At 70.0% G+C, this 16,317-nt stretch carries 11 protein-coding genes; 7 read left to right on the top strand and 4 right to left on the bottom strand.

The window, feature by feature from the left end; translation table 11 throughout:
- Positions 1-19: 19 nt before the first annotated feature.
- The 5 genes from ACIO3R_RS10635 (at position 20) to ACIO3R_RS10615 (ending at position 8,979) form a co-directional block, all read left to right on the top strand.
- A complete protein-coding gene (locus ACIO3R_RS10635) occupies positions 20-2,101 on the top strand; it encodes a prolyl oligopeptidase family protein (protein WP_402105065.1) in 2,082 nt (693 codons plus the stop codon).
- A gap of 283 nt (positions 2,102-2,384) precedes the next feature.
- On the top strand, positions 2,385-3,887 hold the full coding sequence (locus tag ACIO3R_RS10630; RefSeq protein WP_385036043.1) for a flavin monoamine oxidase family protein: 1,503 nt from the start codon (positions 2,385-2,387) through the stop codon (positions 3,885-3,887).
- Complete coding sequence (locus tag ACIO3R_RS10625; protein ID WP_402105063.1) at positions 3,884-5,269, top strand: glutamate-cysteine ligase family protein; 1,386 nt, start codon at positions 3,884-3,886, stop codon at positions 5,267-5,269. The genes ACIO3R_RS10630 and ACIO3R_RS10625 overlap by 4 nt, the downstream gene beginning before the upstream one ends.
- A gap of 151 nt (positions 5,270-5,420) precedes the next feature.
- On the top strand, positions 5,421-5,645 hold the full coding sequence (locus tag ACIO3R_RS10620; RefSeq protein WP_363022474.1) for a hypothetical protein: 225 nt from the start codon (positions 5,421-5,423) through the stop codon (positions 5,643-5,645).
- Positions 5,646-6,102: 457 nt separating this feature from the next.
- A complete protein-coding gene (locus ACIO3R_RS10615) occupies positions 6,103-8,979 on the top strand; it encodes a PDZ domain-containing protein (RefSeq protein WP_402105060.1) in 2,877 nt (958 codons plus the stop codon).
- 16 nt (positions 8,980-8,995) lie between these two features.
- Here the strand turns inward: ACIO3R_RS10615 and ACIO3R_RS10610 are convergent, their stop codons facing one another.
- Positions 8,996-10,843 (bottom strand): flavin-containing monooxygenase, encoded by a 1,848-nt coding sequence (locus ACIO3R_RS10610; protein ID WP_385343373.1) that lies wholly within the window; start codon positions 10,841-10,843, stop codon positions 8,996-8,998.
- 208 nt (positions 10,844-11,051) lie between these two features.
- Between ACIO3R_RS10610 and ACIO3R_RS10605 the strand changes: the two genes are divergently transcribed.
- Positions 11,052-12,089: an SMP-30/gluconolactonase/LRE family protein gene (locus ACIO3R_RS10605; RefSeq protein WP_385036039.1), complete on the top strand. Its 1,038-nt coding sequence runs from the start codon at positions 11,052-11,054 to the stop codon at positions 12,087-12,089.
- Between the two features lie 12 nt (positions 12,090-12,101).
- Here ACIO3R_RS10605 and ACIO3R_RS10600 read toward each other — a convergent pair whose 3' ends face one another.
- From ACIO3R_RS10600 to ACIO3R_RS10590, 3 genes are all read right to left on the bottom strand, one after another.
- Positions 12,102-12,692 (bottom strand): TetR/AcrR family transcriptional regulator, encoded by a 591-nt coding sequence (locus ACIO3R_RS10600; RefSeq protein ID WP_385036056.1) that lies wholly within the window; start codon positions 12,690-12,692, stop codon positions 12,102-12,104.
- Positions 12,693-12,789: 97 nt separating this feature from the next.
- Positions 12,790-13,932 carry a glycoside hydrolase family 3 N-terminal domain-containing protein gene (locus ACIO3R_RS10595; protein ID WP_385036275.1) on the bottom strand — a complete coding sequence of 381 codons (1,143 nt, stop codon included), beginning with the start codon at positions 13,930-13,932 and terminating at the stop codon, positions 12,790-12,792.
- Between the two features lie 153 nt (positions 13,933-14,085).
- On the bottom strand, positions 14,086-14,970 hold the full coding sequence (locus ACIO3R_RS10590) for a GH25 family lysozyme (RefSeq protein ID WP_402105057.1): 885 nt from the start codon (positions 14,968-14,970) through the stop codon (positions 14,086-14,088).
- A 1,012-nt stretch (positions 14,971-15,982) separates the two neighbouring features.
- On the opposite strand from ACIO3R_RS10590, the gene ACIO3R_RS10585 reads away from it, so the two are divergent.
- Positions 15,983-16,201: an MbtH family protein gene (locus ACIO3R_RS10585; protein WP_362955353.1), complete on the top strand. Its 219-nt coding sequence runs from the start codon at positions 15,983-15,985 to the stop codon at positions 16,199-16,201.
- Positions 16,202-16,317: the final 116 nt, after the last annotated feature.

Raw genomic sequence — 16,317 nt, 5'->3', positions numbered from 1 at the left:
GTGCGTACCGCGTCGGAGCATGTGGTCCCGCCGCGCTCCCCGGGCCTGCACAATTCGGAGTGTGATCGAAAACGACCCGTACCTGTGGCTGGAAGACGTCGAGGGTGAGGCCGCGCTCGCGTGGGTGGCCGAACGGAACGCCGAGACGGCGGCCGCGCTGGCCGCCGACGCGGGGTTCGCCCCCCTGAAGGAGCGACTGCGGGAGGTGCTGGACGCCTCGGACCGTATCCCCTACACCGTCCGCCGCGGCGCGTTCCTCTACAACTTCTGGCGGGACGCCGGGCATGTGCGGGGGGTGTGGCGGCGGACGACGTTCGAGCAGTACCGCAAGGACGCTCCCGAGTGGGAGGTCATCCTCGACATCGACGCGCTCGCCGCCGCGGAAGGCGAGAAGTGGGTGTGGGCCGGCGCGCGGGTGCGCCGGCCCGAGTACGACCGGGCACTGGTGCGCCTGTCGCGCGACGGCGGCGACGCCGTTGTGGTCCGCGAGTTCGACCTCGCCACCCGGACCTTCGTCGAGGGCGGCTTCGAGGTGGCGGAGGCGAAGACGCGGATCGGGTGGATCGACGCCGACACCGTCTTCGTCGGCACCGACTTCGGGCCGGGCTCGCTGACCGGTTCCGGCTATCCGCGGACCGTCCGCAGGTGGCGGCGCGGCACGCCGCCGGAGGAGGCCACCCCGGTGTTCGAGGGCCGTACGGAGGACGTGTCGGCCGGGGCCTGGCACGACAGCACACCTGGCTTCGAACGGGACTTCGTCTTCCGGTCGCTGGACTTCCACCACAGCGAGACGCACCTCCTGACCCCCGACGGTTCCCTCGTCAGGATCGACGTTCCGGACGACGTCGACGCCTACGCCCATCGCGAGCACCTGATCGTGGGCCTGAAGTCCGCATGGCTCGGGCACCGGGCGGGTTCCCTGCTGGCGTTCGGCTTCGACGCCTTCCTGGCGGGCGACCGCACCGCGCAGGCCCTGTTCACCCCGGACGAGCGGACAGCCCTGGCCGGGCACTCCTGGACCCGCCACCACTTGATCCTGGAGACGATGCGCGACGTCAGCACCCGCATCGAGGTGCTCACCCCCGCCCCCGGCGGTGGGTGGGACCGCGGACCGCTCGCGGACGTTCCGGCGCTGTCCGCCGTCAGCGTCGTCGACACGGACCCGGACATCTCCGACGAGTACGTCCTGGACGTGTCGGGGTTCCTGCAGCCGTCCACCCTGTACCACGGGGAGATCGGGGCCGGCTCGGAGATCCTCAAGCAGGCCCCGGCCCGCTTCGACACCGCAGGCCTGGCGGCCGAGCAGTTCTTCGCCACCTCCGACGACGGCACACGGGTGCCGTACTTCGTGATCGGCCCCGCCCGATCCGCCGCCGGCTCGGCCCCCGGCCCCGCCCTGCTCTACGGCTACGGCGGTTTCGAGGTCTCCCTGACCCCCTTCTACGGCGCGCTGACGGGCCGGGCATGGCTGGAACGCGGCGGCACCTACGTGATCGCGAACATCCGGGGCGGCGGCGAGTACGGACCGGACTGGCACCGGGCCGCCCTCGGCGCGGACCGGCCGCGAGCCTTCGAGGACTTCGCGGCCGTCGCCGCGGACCTCGTCGCGCGGGGCATCACCACCCCGGCCATGCTGGGCGCCGCGGGGGGCAGCAACGGCGGACTGCTCATGGGCGCGATGCTCACCCGCTGTCCGCAGCTGTTCGGCGCGATCGTTGCTCAGGTGCCCCTGCTGGACATGCTCCGCTTCCACGAGCTGCTCGCCGGCGCGTCATGGACCGCCGAGTACGGCAACCCGGACAACGAGTCCGACCGCCCCCACCTCCGCGCGCTCTCGCCGTACCACCAGCTCACCGCGGACCGGGCCTACCCGCCGGTGCTCCTGACGACCTCCACCCGTGACGACCGGGTCCACCCCGGCCACGCCCGCAAGGCGGCGGCACGGCTGCGTGAACTCGGCCACCCGGTGCTGCTCCACGAGAACACCGGTGGCGGCCATGCGGGCGCCGGCGACAACGAGCAGGCCGCCCACAACAGCGCCCTGATGCACACCTTCCTGTGGCAGCACCTCACTCCGCCGGTTCCGCCGGCCGTCGGCTGACCGCGCGGGCGTCCGCGGGCACTCCCGCGGACGCCGCCCGGTCGGTGACTGCGCGCGGATCGACGCACCCGAATACCGCATCCGGGTCGCGAACATCAGCGTTTCGGCAGTGGTGCTGATGACCATTCATATTCTGTGCTCGTGGAACCGAGCGAACGTCGTTGCGGTGGGCGCAGGCCGTCCGAGGAAAGACGTGTGAGCAGAGGAGTGTGAAGAGTTGTTCGATCAGTGCTTTGCGTTTCCGGACGAATTGCGAGTGGCGGCGCCCGCTCACCCGGCACGTGTGGGAATCATCGGTGGTGGCCTGGCCGGGCTGGTCTCGGCCTATGAACTCCAGCGGCGCGGGGTGGACGCCGTGGTCTACGAGCGAGCCGAGCGCCCTGGGGGACGGGTGCGCACGCATCGGTTCTGGGACGGCACCCACGCAGAGGTGGGTGCGATGCGCATTCCCGGAAACCATGAATGCGTGCTGCACTACGTTCGGGAGTTCGGGCTGCGGACTCGCCCCTTCATCAATCTGAATCCTGATGGGTACTACCATCTGCGCGGCCGAAGGGTTCGATTAAGCCAAGTGCGCCAGTTGTATCCGGCCTACGGTCTCCGTGTCACCGAACGGGACGACCCGAGGAAGTGGCTGGACCGTGTACTGCGTACGGCGTGGGACGCGCTCAGTCCCGCACAGCAAATGAGTGTTCTGGAGGGCGACTGGCAGGACGCGGCTCTGGACGAGTTGATGTCGACCTCCTTGTGGCAGTTCGCACGGCGGCAGTTCTCCGAGGATGTCTGGGACCTGCTCGGGCACGCCAGCGGCCTGGTGCACTACGAGCAGGCCTCGCTCCTCGAGGTGCTCGTCGACTACTTCGGCCTCTTCCATGCCGCGCCCCTCGAAATCGTCGGCGGGATGGACACGCTGGTCAGTGAGTTCGTACGGCGTCTGAGGCCGGGAACGCTCCGCCTCTCCGCGCGCGTCGACACGGTGGATCTGTTCTCGGACGGTGCACGGATCAGCGGTCAGTGCGTGGGGCGGCCCCTCGACGAGACACACGACGCGGTGCTGGCCTGCGTCCCGCTGCCCGCGCTCGACCAGATCGTCATCACCCCGGCACTGCCCCATCGGCAAGCACAGGCCGTGCGCGGTCTCACCTATGCGAGCAGCACCAAGACTCTCGTGCACCTGCGTCGCAGAACGTGGGAACTCGACGACGGCATCTACGGCGGCGGGAGTTTCACCGACCTTCCTGTCCAGCAGTGCTGGTACCCCTCGGACAACGCCCGCGCCGTCCCCGGTGCGGGCATGTCTTCGACGCGGCGGCTGACGGCCAGGAACGCCGACCTTTCGCACGAGCCGGGGGTACTCACGGGCGCCTACCTCTGGGGCCCGCATGCTCGGCGGTTCACCGCACTGCCACCCGCGGACCGCGACAGGGTCGTGATGCGGAGCCTGGAGCAACTGCATCCGGGCATCTGCGACGACATCGACGACCTCGTGCACTGGGACTGGGACAGCCGGCCCGGAATGAGCGGAGGGTCCTTCGCCTACCTGGCGCCGGGCGAGCACACGAGATACCTCGACGGCCTCGCGGCGCCGCACCCGGCGGGCGATCCCCGCCTCTTCTTCGCGGGTGAGCACCTCTCGGCCGCCCACGCGTGGATGCAAGGTGCCGCCCAGTCGGCACTCCGCACGGTCGGCCACCTGCTCAGTCGTCTGTCCGCGACCGCGGAAGTAGGCAAGCAGCGCGGGGAGCGCGAAACGGAAGACTTCATCAGGGAAGGAGCGGTGTCATGAGCGCGCAGGACATGGAGAACGTCCGTGCTCGTATCCCCTTGCGCATGTCGGACCTGCACGAAGCGTTTCTCACCCCGCACGGCACGCGCGAACGCATCGGCCTGGAAGTCGAGGCAGGGGTGCTGGGCGAGGCGACCGGTCTCGCCGCCCCCTACGCCGGACCACACGGTATGGCGGCCCTCCTGCACCAGGTACTGGGGGAGTGGGGCGGCGCACCCCAGTGGGCCGGAGACGTCCTGACGGGAGTGCACCTCCCGGACGGGACGAAGCTGACGCTCGAACACGGCGGCCAGTTGGAATACTCCTCCCCTCCCGCGGACGACCTGGTCACTCTGGTGACGGCCATGCAGGGCACCATGGAAGCCCTGGCCGCCGTGGCTCAGCGACACGGGCTGGCCATCGTTCCCGGGGGGAACCTCCCCTTCAACCGAGTCGACACCGCGACCTGGGTTCCCACGGTGCGCGGTGGAGTCATGCGAACGTACTTCGCCGGCCTCGGCCCCCAAGGGCAGGGGGCACCGCACATCATGAAGCTGTCGACCTCGACCCAGACCACGCTGGATCACGTCTCCGAGGAAGACCTGGCCTCGAAGCTGCGCGTTCAAGTCGCCGCCTCGCCTGTTGTCGCGGCGCTGCTCGTCAACTCGCCGCTGTATGCCGGCCGCCTCGACGGTGTTCTCTCCCACCGTTGCCGCGACTGGCTCCGCATGGACCCCCGGCGATGCGGTTCCCCGCGCCCCGCACTGCGGGCCCCGCTCACGGCGGAGGCTCTCACCGACTGGGCGCTGGGCATGCCCATGATCTACCGCCATGGTCCCGGCGGCTACTGCCTTGCCGGAGCGCGGACATTCGCAGACCATGTTCGTCACGGTTTCGACGACGGCACCGCTCCCCATTGGGAGGACTGGCTCTCTCACCTCGACCAGATCTACACCACGGTCCGGGTGCGCCGGACTCTGGAGACCCGTGCTCCGGACGGCCCCCCGTACCCGCACATTCCCGCAGTGCCGGCCCTGTGGACCGGACTGACCTATCACGCACCCAGCCGCGCGGCCGCCTGGGAGCTCCTGCGGCATTACACGCCCCAGGAGAGCGACGCGGCGCAGCGAGCCCTGCCCACGGACGGGCTGGCCACGCTCCTGGGCAAGGACAGCGTTCGTGACGTGGCCCGTCACCTGCTCGGGCTGGCACGCGCGGGCCTGCAGGCCCGCGTCCACGCCGGGCTCGAACAATCCGGCGCGGTCGCCTTCCTCGACCCGCTCGACGAGATCCTGGACACGAACGAGACCTTTGCCGAGCAGACGGCCCGTCGCTGGCGGACGACCCATCGTGGTGACCCGTCCCGCTACGTCAGGACGCATCGAATCCCACCCGCCGGCTGATGAGGATCTCCGTCGGACAGGGATCGTGACGAAGCGGAAACCGGACCGCTCCACTCCAGCCGGTGGCATCGCAGGCACACATCCCAGGCCCCCGCGGGTACCCGTATCCGGTCCGGATGCGGGTACCGGAGGTCCGGGCCACGCTGGAGGTATGGCTTCACCTCCGATCGTGATCCACCGGCCGGCACCATCCGGCGCCCGGCTCGTCACCGTGCACATCGCCGGCCGTGAGGAACGGCTCGGCCTCGCCCACAGCGACCACGACGTCATCGTGTTCCTCGCCGACGCCGGGATGGCGGACCCCGAGCGGGCCCTCGACACCCCGTCGCTCACCGAGTGGCAGGGCGCGCCCGCCCACGAGTACCCGGCTGCCTGACAGCGTCGAGCGGGGCCGGGGCCAGCCGCGTGTGATCGCGGGGCTGTGCGGAGCCCCGCTGATCCGTACCCGGGCCAAGGACTGGGACGCCGGAAGGTGGACGCGAGGCGGCCGTGCGGTTCGGCGCTCTCCCCGGTGTCACCGGCGACGGAGGCTCGCCCCCAGCCGCTCCAGCGTGTGCGGTCAACGTGATCGCCCGCTCCTGCCTCCTGTCGATACATCGGACTACTGAAGGGTAAGCGCAGGGCGCAGATCCGACGTGGAAGAGGGAGCCGAAGTTCCCCGAAGCAACTGAACGCACTGCAAGGACCTCATTCTGCAAGATCTCTTGACATGCCGAGGAGACGGGGAGCAGAGTTCCGCCCGATCGCGAATTCATCGATACATCCGATGAAAGCTTGTTGCGGCAGTTGCATCAACGGGACGGTTCACCCCTATCCATGTCAGGGAGTCAGACGTGCACCGCAGCTCAGACGGAAGACCAGGAAACAGAGCCGCCCGGAAACGACGGCTCGCGACAGCGGCGGTCCTCACCGCGATGGCCGTGGGCGTGGCTCCCGCGCTCACCGCGGGCACCGCGATGGCGGCCCACGCCCCGTCGGGCAGGGACATCTACGTATCGGCGTCCGGCAGCGACCGAAACTCCGGGCACTCCACCCGTCGGCCCCTGCTCACCCTGGCGGCCGCGCAGGCCGCCGCGCGCAAGGCGTCCAGGGCGGGTCACCCGGTCCATGTGTGGGTCCGCGGCGGCACCTACCACCTCGCCGCCACCCTGAAGTTCAGCGCCGCGGACTCGGGCAGCGCGTCCGCCCCGGTGACGTACTCCTCCTATCCCGGAGAGCGGGCCGTGCTCAGCGGCGGCCGCAGAGTCACGGCCGCGTGGAAGGCCGACCGGCAGAACAGTGCGATCCGGGTGGCGGACATCGGCGCGCACCGGAAGATCGACGGGCTGTTCGTGGGCGGCACCCGGCAGGTCCTCGCCCGCTACCCCGACTTCGACCCGGACGCGGCCGTACTCAACGGCTCGACCACCATGGCCACCCTCAACGCCCGCTCCGCACAATGGAAGAACCCGTCCACCGGGGACATCCGCGGGCTGCACTCCTCCCACTGGGGAGGCAACGACTACACGATCACCGGGCGCGACGCGTCCGGACTCAGACTGAAGTGGGTCGGCGACAACAACCGGGGCGGCGACGTGGACACCGCGAACGTCGTCGCGGAGGGTATCCGCGAGGAACTCGACGCGCCGGGTGAGTGGTTCTACGACAAGGACGCCGGGAAGCTGTACATGATCCCGCCGGCCGGCACCGATCTGTCGAAGTCCACGGTGGACACCGCCGAACTGGACGAACTCGTACGCGTCGAGGGCGCGTCCGCCTCCCGCCCCGTCCATGACCTCACCTTCGACGGCTTCACCTACACCGCGACGCACCGGACCCTCTTCGACACCCCGTACGAGCCGCTGCAACTCGGTGACTGGGCGGTGGCGCGCGCCGGCGCCGTCCACCTCAAGAACGCCAGGAACATCACGGTCTCCCGCTCCACCTTCGCCCAGGTCGGCGGCAACGGTGTCTTCATCGACGGGTACAACAAGGGCGAGGCCGTCACCGGGAACACCTTCACCGGATCCGGTGCGAGCGACGTACAGGTGGTGGGCTCCACCCGCGCCGTGCGGAACCCCTCCACCTGGGCGGAGATGGTCGATCCGCCCACCGACCTGACCCCCGGTCCCAGGACCGACGACTACCCCCGTGACATCGACGTCAGCCACAACAGCATGGCGGACATGGGCCGGTTCGAGAAGCAGAGCGCCGGTGTCAACATCTCGATGAGCAGCCGGGTCACCGTCGCCCACAACACCGTCCACGGCAGCCCGCGGTCCTGCGTGAACGTCAACGACGGCACCTGGGGCGGGCACCGGATCCAGTACAACGACATCTTCGACTGCGTGAAGGAGACGTCGGACCACGGGCCGGTCAACGCCTGGGGCCGGGACAGGTACTGGCCCATCGCCGGACCCAGCGTCAACCCCAGCGCGGAGTCCGACGCCCTGCAGAAGAGCTACTCGCTGCTCGACGTCGTCAAGCCGATCACCATCAGCAACAACCGGATCTGGCACAACAGCGAGTGGGCGGTCGACCTGGACGACGGTTCGAGCAACTACGTCGTGAAGAACAACCTGCTGCTGGGCGCGGGCATCAAGCTGCGCGACGGGTTCAAGCGGACCGTCACGAACAACATCCTCGTGGGCGGCTCCGTCTACGAGCAGATCTCGCACCGTGACAACGGCGACACCATCGGCAGGAACATCATCCTGGCGGACTCGCCCTACTCGCTCACCGGCAGCGACCCGGCCGCCGCCAAGTACACCGCGGACAGAAATCTGTTCTGGGCCAACGGCGGGCCGGTCGCCCTGCCCGGTGTCTGGAGCGCCGCTGCCCTGGACGCCCACTCGGTGACCGCGGACCCGCGGTTCGCCGGCGGATCGCCGTGGGACTCGCCCGGTATGACGAACTACACGCCGGCCGCGGACTCACCCGCCAAGGCCCTGGGATTCGTCGGCTTCCCGATGAACCGGTTCGGCACCGGAAGGAAGGGGGAGGCGACACCCCCCGCGGTCCAGTGGCCTGCCGCCCCGCAGCCCGACGCCGTGATCGAGACCCAGCCCGAACCGCTGATGGGCGCCACCGCCCGGCAGGTCTACGACAAGGCCACCCAGTCCGCCGTCGGACTCGGTGACTTCGACGGGCTCTACCTCCAGGCCGTCCCGTCCTCCTCGTACGCCTACGGGCAGGGGCTGCGTCCTCTCGACGTGATCCGGTCCGTGAACGGGACCGGTGTGACGGACCGCGGCAGCTTCTGGACCGGCTACAACAAGCTCGCCCCCGGCAGCACCGTCACCCTGGGTGTCTGGCGCGCGCAGGCCGCCACCACCGTCAGCCTCGTCAAGCCCACCGGGCCGCAGGACTACAACAACACCGCGGGAGTGACCTACACCGGGACCGGCTGGGGATGGCGCGGTGCCGCGGCAGGCGGCCAGAACTCGTTCCAGAACGACATCGACGCCACCACCACCATCGGTGATTCCTTCACCCTCACCTTCAACGGCACCGGAGCGGACTTCCTCACCGAGCTGAACGCGGACGAGGGAACGATCGACATCGCGATCGACGGGGTCCACCGGGAGACGGTCGACGCCACCAGCGACTCCCGCCGGTATCAGCAGAAGCTCTACTCGGTCAGCGGTCTCCCGGCCGGGGTGCACACCCTCACCGGAACGATGAAGACCGGGCAGTACATGATCGTGGACGGTTTCACCGTACGGAGCTGACGCACCGGACGTCCCCTCAAGTCAGCTCGTCCGGCAGGACGTTCGGCCCTCGGCTCGCCGCGGGCCGAACGGTCCTGGGCCGGAGGATCCCGCCGATGGACTCCTCGCGCCAGCGCTCCAGCAGTGCGTGGAAGGCGAACGCGCCGTGAGGATAGGCGGTGGGGCCGTTCGGCCGGCCGCGTCCCTCACGGTTGTAGTAGCCAGGGGTGCACTCGGCGTGGAACCACTCGTGGTCGGGGGCGTCCTCCGCGAGTTCGGCGACCCAGGCGCTCTCGGCCTCGCGCGACGGCTCGACGAGGGCACCCGCCGCCTCGGCGGCAGCGACGAGAGCGGCTGCGTGGCCTGCCTGCTCGTCGAGGATGTGCGTGTAGTTCACGCTGCTGGCGTTCTGCAGCGAACCCATCTGGATGAGGTTCGGGAAGCCGTTGCTGGTGAGACCGTGCAGAGTGCGCGGGCCCCGCTGCGCCCAGGCGTGCAGCAGCTGGGTGCCGCCCCGGCCGTGTACGGGGAGCTTGCCGGAGTGGATTCCGGAGGTTCCGACGGAGAACCCCGTGGCGAAGATCAGGCAGTCGAGTTCGTACGCGGTGTCCCCGACGACGACCCCGTGTTCGGTGATCCGCTCGATGCCATGGGTGTCCGCGGTGTCGACCAGCGTGACGTTGCCGCGGTTGAACGCCGGATAGTACTTGTCGGAGAACGTGGGGCGCTTGCAGGCGTACCGGTACCAGGGCTTGAGCCTCTCCGCCGTGTCGGGGTCCGTGACGGTGCGCTCGACACGGCCGCGGAGCTCGTTCATCTTGCTCGCGTCCGCGGCCTCGTAGGCCGCTTCGAAGGCCTTCCGGTCCCCCTGGCGGCGGAAGCTCGGGAGAAGTTTCTCCAGGAGGCCCGCCGAGTGGGTCCAGCTGTCCGCCACGAGATCCTGCTCGGCCGGCTCGCCGGAGACGATGCGGAGATAGTTGTCCCGGCGTTCCCGCGCCCAGCCGTCGCGGTCGGCGCCGACGTCCCCGGCCGTGGTGCGGCGGTTGGCGCGCACGTCCACGGTGGACGGGGTGCGCTGGAAGACGTAGACGTGCCCGGCGTCCTCGGCCAGCATCGGGATCACCTGGACGCCGGTGGCTCCGGTGCCGACGATGCCCACCCGCTTCCCTGCCAGGCCTTTCATCCCGCCGTCCGGGGTGCCGCCGGTGTAGCCGTAGTCCCACCGCGAGGTGTGGAACGTGTGGCCCGCGAAGTCCTCGATGCCGGGTATCCCGGGGAGCTTCGGCTCGGAGAGGGTGCCGGTGGCGGTGACGACGTACGTGGCCCGGAACGCGTCGCCGCGGTCGGTGGCCACGATCCATGTCTCGGAGGCCTCGTCCCACGTCAGGGAGGTGACCGCGGTGGAGAACAGGGCGTCGGGGCGGAGGCCGTACTTCTCCGCCAGGCGCACCGCGTGGCGGCGGATCTCCTCGCCGGGGGAGTACTTCCACTCCGGCACGTACCCGGTCTCGTCGAGCATCGGCAGGTACACGTGCGACTCGATGTCGCAGTGGATGCCGGGGTACCGGTTCCAGTACCAGGTGCCCCCGAAGTCACCGCCCTTCTCGACGATCCGCACGCGCTGCACACCCTGCTGCCGCAGTCGCGCGCCGGCGAGGATGCCGCCGAATCCCCCGCCGACGACGGCGACGTCGACGGTGTCGTGCAGCGGTTCGCGTCCGGCCGCCTCCTCCGCGTACGGATCGGCGGCGTAGTAGCCGAACTCGGCCTCGGTGGGACGGTACTGGCGGGCACCGTCCGGCCGGACACGCCGCTCGCGTTCAAGGCGGTACCGCCGCCTCAGTGCGGCGAGTTCGTCGGGAGCCGGCGCGTGAGGGGATGTCATGTGGGGGCCTCTCGATCCTGCCTGTCGAGCCGCCCAGGTGTGAGCGGCCGTCCGTTACGGTAACAACTACCGGACAGCGCTGTCCGGTTGGAGTGCGGGGGGTGCGACGGCTTTCGGCCAGAGCGCGTCAGCGCTCCGGACGGGCCCACGCACGTCCCGCACCCGGCGAACGGCACCCGCGCACAACGGACAGGAAGAGCGATTTCCCATGCGACGACGACCCCCGATCCGGTCCCTTGCCGTGCTCGCCACGATCGGCGTGCTCGCGCTGACCGGATGCGGTACGGACACGGGCAACTCCGTTGACTCCGCTGGCCGAGCGGCCATTGCCGGCACGGGCCGGACGATCCACGCCCACCAGGTCATGCGGCTGACACAGGTGCATGAGGAGACCGGGATGACGCTGCTGGAGGGCCCCACCTTCAACGAGGACGGCGACCTGTTCGTCGTCGATGTCACCGCACCCGCCGGCAAGCCCAAGGTGATGCGCGTCAACGTCCGGAAGAAGACGTCACGGCCGGTCCACACCGACGGCCGGGGGGCCTACACCTCGGCGCAGTTCAGCCCGTACGACGGACGGCTCTACCTGACCGACTACGCCCACGGGGAGGTCGTGAGCCTGGCTCCGGACGGCAGCGACCCGCGGACCTTCTTCTCCGGGAAGGTCGAGGGGGCGCAGATGAATCCCGACGACATCGCCTTCGACGAGGCGGGCAACCTGTACGTCAGCGACTCACGGGGCCTGTCCGAGGGGAAGGCACTCGGGCGGGTGGTGCGGATCGACCGCGACGGCGGGACGGCCACCGTCCTGGCCCGGGACCTCTCGTCGGTCAACGGGATCTCCTTCGACGCCGACTACCGCGGGCTGTGGTTCAGCGAGCTCACACAGAACCGGATCTCCTACCTGCGCCTCGACGGAGAGGGAGAGGTGACGTCCCGGCACACCGCGATCCGTGTCGACGCCGGGGTCGCCCAGACCGACTCGATCGCCGTCGACGCGGACGGCAACCTCTACCAGGCGCTCCACGGCAGGCCCGCGATGGTCGTGTACGACAAGTACGGCGAGCGCCTGGCGACCGTCGAGATACCCGCCCGCGCCGCGGCAGCGGGGCTCGAGTCGGCGACGAACGTGGCGATCACACCCGGCGGCACCACGGCGTACATGACCGTCAGCGGGCCCGCAGGGGGATACCTGTACGCCTTCGACGCCCTGGCCGAAGGCATCCGGCAGTCCAACGGCGGCTGACACCGACCGCACTCACCCGTCGAAGGGCCGGACCGGTCCCACCTCGACGCCGAGCAGCCGCCAGGCAGCCGACGCCCGGCGTCCCCGCTCCGCGCGGGTGGGGCCGGTGATGGCGCCGGAGACCATGGCGATCGTGAGCATGAGGTCGTCCGCGGCGCCCAGCCGGTGGCCGTCCGGAAGGTGTCCCCGCAGGACCCGCTCCACCCGCTCGGACAGGGCGAGGGCGTGCGCCCCGATGCGGGAGCGGTTGCCCGCGCTGTCGGCGTGCAGGAGACCGATGAAGGCCGCGGACTCCGTGAGATGCCACGTCAGCACACCGAGAACGCCGGCCAGGGTCGCGTTCTCGGCCGCGGACGCCTGCTCGACCTGCCGCACGTTCTCTTCGAGGACCGCGGCCGCCAGAGCGGCCCGGTCGGGGAAATGCCGGTACAGCACGCCCTGCCCCACTCCGGCCCGACGCGCGATCGCGGAGAGCGCGGCGTCCAGTCCGTGCTCCGCGTAGATCTCGCGGGCAGCGGTGATCAGAGCGGCCCGGTTGCGTGCGGCGGCCTTCGGCCCGTCGTTCGCGGGCCGCCGCCCGTCCGGCACGGAGTGCTGCGTCACTCCGGAAGCGTACCGGCCGGACAGGTACCCCGTGCCCGCTGCCGGCCGGGCCGGGCCGGCAGCGGGGGCCACCTGGCGGGCACGGGCGGTGTACCGGTCAGGACAGGCCGGCGCGGAGGGCGTTGACGCGCCCGGCGCCCGCGTCGAAGGCGGCCCCGTCGAGCGTGCCGGCCGCCAGCGCCTCGCTCAGCGCGGTCACCGCCTCCGCCCCCTGGTCGGCGTCGCGGGCCGAGCACAGGATCAGGTCCATGCCGGCCGCGGCGGCCAGCACGCTGCGCTTCGCCGTGCTGCCGTAGGCCTGGAGAGCCCCGGCCTCCAGGGCGTCGGTGACCGTCACGCCCGTGAAGCCGAGCCGGTTCCGCAGCTCGCCGACCACGGTCGCGGACAGGCCGGCGGGCCGGTCGGCGTCCAGCGCCGGGTAGACGGCCCAGGACAGCATGACCAGCTTGGTCCCGGCGGAGATCGCCGCCCGGTACGGCACCTCGTCGACGCCGCGCAGCGTGGCCGCGGACGTGGTGAGGGTGACGGGACCCAGATCGGTGTTCTGGCCGGCGGAGGCGGCCCCGAGGCCGGGGAAGTGCTTGGCGGTGGCCGCCACCCCGGCGTCCTGCTGCGCGGTGACGAAGGCCGAGCCGCAGGCGCTCACCGCCGCCTGGTCCTTGCTGTACGAGCGCTTGTACTGGTCGGTGAAGTCGCCGGCCGTGCGGTACACGTCGAGCACCGGTGCCAGGTTGACGTTCATGCCGACGCCCGCGAGGTTCATGCCCGCACCGCTGCCGGTGAACTCCGCCTGTCCCTCCGGGTCCGTGGAGGCACCGACCTCCTTCGCGGACAGCACGGGCTCGCCGGGCAGACGGCGCACCAGGCCGCCCTCCTGGTCGGTCATCAGGAGCAGCGGGGCCTTCACGGGGGCCGAGGCGTTCGCCTCGTTCATCGCCTGGATGACACCGTCGATCTGGCTCAGGTTCTTGATGTTCTCCCCGAAGAAGATCACCCCGGCGGTACGGCCCTGCCTGATCGCGTCCATCAGCCCGGCCGGAGGCGTGAGTCCGGCGTAGGAGTGGATGACGCGCTGCCCGGCGCGCTGGGCCGGGGTCAGGGCGGCCAGGGGGGAACGTGCTCTTCCGGGAGTGCGCACGGCCGCGTCCGTACGGCCTGCCAGCCCCAGCCCGCCGGCCAGGGCCGCCGTTCCGGCGAGCAGAGCGCCGCGCCTGCTGAGGGGCTGTGGTGTCGAGCTCATGACAGTCTCCTTCGCGAACTGGTGTGGTTCCGGCCGGGCCCTCGGCCGTAACTCCGGGCCGGAGCAGCTCAGTTGGCCTGCTCCGGCCCGTGGTGCCGATCATGCCGGGGTCACGGGGGCCCGGCGGAGGTCAACGAACCCCGGGACCCACTGTCACGGGGTGTTGTTGGCCAGGGCCAGCAGGCGGGAGCGGTCGCCGCTGAAGCGGTCGCGGTCGACGTTTCCGGAGATGCCGCTGACCGAACCGGTGGACGTGTACTGCCAGACGGTCCAGAACGGGAAGCCCTGCGGGATGCTGGGGCTGCTCGCGGAGGTCCAGTGGGCCACCCACAGCGGGCTCCTGGCGGACATGCCGGTCCAGCCGCCGGTGCAGGAGTTCCACCAGCTCGCGCTGGTGTAGATCACGACGTCGCGGCCGGTGCGGGCCTTGTACGTGTTGTAGAAGTCCAGGATCCAGGACTGCATCGCCGCGGCCGTCTTGCCGTAGCAGGTCCCCTCGATGTCCAGCACGCCGGGGAGCGTCAGGTTGTCGCGTGACCAGGCGCCACCGTTGCTCGCGAAGAAGTCGGCCTGCGCCGCGCCACCGGACACGTCGGGCCGCGCGTAGTGGTACGCGCCCCGGATCACGCCGGCGTTGTAGGCGCCCAGGTAGTTCGCGCTGAACGTGGAGTCCTTGTACGTGGTGCCCTCGGTCGCCTTCATCCAGGCGAACTCGATGCCCGCGCCGCGGACCGAGCTCCAGTTGATGCTGCCCTGGTAACCGGAGACGTCCATGCCCACGGGGTTCGCCAGGAGGTTCGCGTCCGGCTTCGTGCCGAGGTTCGGCTGCCGGGTGTCCGGCTTGAAGTCCTTGCTGTCCTGGACGTAGCCCACGCCCATGTAGCCCTTGCCCAGTGGCACGGTGCTGTCGGACGGCAGCGGCGCCGCGGTGGCGGTGCCCGACATCAGGCTGAGGGTCAGTGCGGCGCTCATGCCGAGGACACCGGCCACGGTGAGTCTCTGCTGTACGGACTTGCGGAAAAGGCTCCGGGGGAACATGGATTCCTCCTGCTGTGGGGGGTGGGGTTCTGTGGTGCCGAAGGGGCGGTGCGCTGGAACCCGGCGCGCCGGTGCGGGAACGGCGCGCCGGACGGAGAGGCCGGGGTGCGTCCGGTCAGGAGGAAACGGCCGCACGCTTCCCGGAGAGGGATCTACGCGCGTCCACATGACGCGAACACGACACAGTGAGCCATAGGAACGTGCATGCGGTAAATAGTTTTCCGATTCGTTAGTGGTCTAGACCTTTCTGCACTCCGGTGAGCTGGGGAAACGGATCGAGTTCGGGTGGAACTTTCTCCAAGTGGCGTGAGTGGAGCAGAAATTGACGGTCCGAATCCCGGTTCCCCAAGTCCGTCCTCCTTCGCCCGTGCGGGTGTCGCGTAGCGGCGTGACCGTGTCCTCGGCGCTCCGGGGGCCGTTGACCGTCTGGACGCGTACCGCGGGACAGGATGGCGGAGGGCGTGGTTCGCCGAGGGTGTCGGTGGTGACGGGGCCGCCTCCGGTCGGCCGGCTGGCTGGGGGGATGGGGGCGCGAGCGGGAGCGCGTGCCCGGCGCACGGGAGCGCGATGTGATCTGGGTATGCCGGAGAGTCTGCGGGCGTACGCCAGCGGCTATCCGGATTTGATCGGGTCGTACGCAGCGATACTCGCACAATAGGGGCATGCGATGGCTGAATGTTTCTGTTGGAGTCGGGTCGGCATATGTCTTGGACGGGTCGCGGCCCTTGCCGGTTCATTGAGTACGTGTGGGCAATGGGCTGAATTTGCGTCTTCGGCCGACGAGGGTCCTCTATTGTGATTGACGCGAGCGGGTGAAGCCGGGGTGTTCCGGCTCGGCTATCGGCGCAAGTCGGTATCCCGAGGCGTAACGTATCTCCGCCCGCATCGTCGAGATCGCACCGTGAGGGGGCGGGCGGTCCGGCGGGTGGCTGCATGAATTGATCGGTGCAGCGTGCCCGGAAAAGGCTGATGAACATGTCGTGGAAAGTGCGAGAACAGGTGGGGGACGGTCGTGGCTAATCCTTTCGATGACGAGTCGGGGCGGTTCGTGACGCTGGTGAATGGCGAGGGACAGTACTCGCTGTGGCCGGCGCACATTGATATCCCGGGCGGCTGGCGCGTCGGCGGTCCGGAAGGGTCGCGTCAGGAGTGTCTGGACGCGATCGAGGCCGCGTGGACCGACATGCGGCCCGCCAGCCTCGTGCGGTTGATGGAGGCCGACGCCGGATAGGGGGCGTCCGAGCCGTCGGAGGTGTCGTAGGCCGCCACCGGGGCGGGCAGGTTCTGGCACTCCCGTCTGATCGAAGTCGCTCCCAATCGAGCAGAATCGATCAGACGGGAGTGACA

Origin of the sequence: Streptomyces sp. NPDC087428 (genome assembly GCF_044744085.1) — a bacterium.
Classification (GTDB): Bacteria; Actinomycetota; Actinomycetes; order Streptomycetales; family Streptomycetaceae; genus Streptomyces.
The sequence above is the reverse complement of the archived record's forward strand: the minus strand, read 5'-3'. Positions and strand labels throughout refer to the sequence as shown.

What these genes read in the sequence shown, in the direction of transcription:
- ACIO3R_RS10635 (WP_402105065.1), top strand. Translation starts at nt 20, where the DNA reads ATGTGGTCCCGCCGCGCTCCCCGGGCCTGCACAATTCGGAGTGTGATC.
- ACIO3R_RS10625 (WP_402105063.1), top strand. Translation starts at nt 3,884, where the DNA reads ATGAGCGCGCAGGACATGGAGAACGTCCGTGCTCGTATCCCCTTGCGC.
- ACIO3R_RS10620 (WP_363022474.1), top strand. Translation starts at nt 5,421, where the DNA reads ATGGCTTCACCTCCGATCGTGATCCACCGGCCGGCACCATCCGGCGCC.
- ACIO3R_RS10610 (WP_385343373.1), bottom strand. Translation starts at nt 10,843, where the DNA reads ATGACATCCCCTCACGCGCCGGCTCCCGACGAACTCGCCGCACTGAGG.
- ACIO3R_RS10605 (WP_385036039.1), top strand. Translation starts at nt 11,052, where the DNA reads ATGCGACGACGACCCCCGATCCGGTCCCTTGCCGTGCTCGCCACGATC.
- ACIO3R_RS10595 (WP_385036275.1), bottom strand. Translation starts at nt 13,932, where the DNA reads ATGAGCTCGACACCACAGCCCCTCAGCAGGCGCGGCGCTCTGCTCGCC.
- ACIO3R_RS10590 (WP_402105057.1), bottom strand. Translation starts at nt 14,970, where the DNA reads ATGTTCCCCCGGAGCCTTTTCCGCAAGTCCGTACAGCAGAGACTCACC.